At 79.8% G+C, this 1,242-nt stretch carries 1 protein-coding gene; it reads left to right on the top strand.

All coding sequences use genetic code 11. From position 1 onward, the window contains the following. Nucleotides 1-138 precede the first annotated feature (138 nt). Complete coding sequence (locus HLB09_RS17290) at nt 139-1,122, top strand: phosphoribosylaminoimidazolesuccinocarboxamide synthase (protein ID WP_171204518.1); 984 nt, start codon at nt 139-141, stop codon at nt 1,120-1,122. Nucleotides 1,123-1,242: the final 120 nt, after the last annotated feature.

The following is a 1,242-nucleotide window of genomic DNA, read 5'->3' as shown; positions in this document are numbered from 1 at the left end:
GGTGCTCTCGCTCGTCGGGACGGGCGCCACGCTCGCCGAGGCGCGCGCCGCGGCGGCGGCCGCCGTGGCCGAGGTGGGCCTCGACGGCGGGCAGCACCGGGGGGACATCGCCGTGGGGGCGGACCAGGGGGTGCGCGCGTGAGCGCCGCCGCCCCCGCGCCCGCCCCGGGCCCCGCCCCCGTGCCGCCCGAGCTGCCCGGCTGGCGCCACGTGCGCTCGGGCAAGGTGCGCGACCTCTACGAGCCCGCGTCCGCCGCTCCGGGCGAGGGGGACCTCCTCGTCGTCGCGAGCGACCGCGTCAGCGCCTTCGACCACGTGCTCGCCACGCCCGTCCCCGACAAGGGCGCCGTGCTGACGGCCCTGTCGCTGTGGTGGTTCGAGCGGCTCGCCGAGGCCGGGCTCGGCGTGCCGGACCACGTCCTGTCCGCCGAGGTCGGCCCCGACGACGCCTCGTCCGGCGTGCCCGCGGACGTCGCCGGCCGCGCCGTCCGGTGCCGGCGCCTGGCCATGCTGCCCGTGGAGTGCGTGGCCCGCGGCTACCTCACGGGCTCCGGCCTCGCGGACTACCGGGCCACGGGCGCCGTCTGCGGCGTGGAGCTGCCCGACGGGCTCGAGGACGGCTCGCGCCTGCACCGCCCCGTCTTCACCCCGGCGACCAAGGCCGACGTGGGCCACGACGAGAACGTCAGCTTCGCCGTCGTCGCCGAGCTGCTGGGCCCCGACCTCGCCGAGCGCGCGCGCGAGGTCACGCTGCGCCTGTACGCCCTCGGCGAGGAGATGGCCCGCGAGCGCGGCGTCCTGCTGGCCGACACGAAGATCGAGCTCGGGCTGCCGCCGGGCGTCGACGCCGCCTCCGCGGAGGCCCCGGGCGCGCTCGTGCTGGCCGACGAGGTGCTCACCCCCGACTCCTCCCGCTTCTGGGACGCCGCCGCGTGGGCGCCCGGGCGCGCGCAGCCGTCCTTCGACAAGCAGTTCGTGCGCGACTGGCTGCTCTCGGACGCCTCGGGGTGGGACCGGGCGGCCGACGCGCCGCCCCCGCCGCTGCCCGACGACGTCGTCGAGGCCACGCGCGGGCGCTACGTCGAGGCCTACGAGCGGCTCACCGGGCGGCGCTGGGCCTGAGGCGGCGCCCACGGCCGGGCCGGGCGGGCGCCCCGGTCGCCGTGGGCGGGGTCCGGGGCGACGGTGGGGCGTGACCACCGCTCCCGGACGCCCCGTCGACCCCCGCCCTCCCGTCGACCC

This window comes from Pseudokineococcus marinus, from assembly GCF_013004605.1.
GTDB classification, from domain to species: Bacteria; Actinomycetota; Actinomycetes; order Actinomycetales; family Quadrisphaeraceae; genus Pseudokineococcus; species Pseudokineococcus marinus.
Note: the sequence above shows the minus strand (reverse complement) of the source record. Positions and strands in the feature narration are given on the sequence as shown.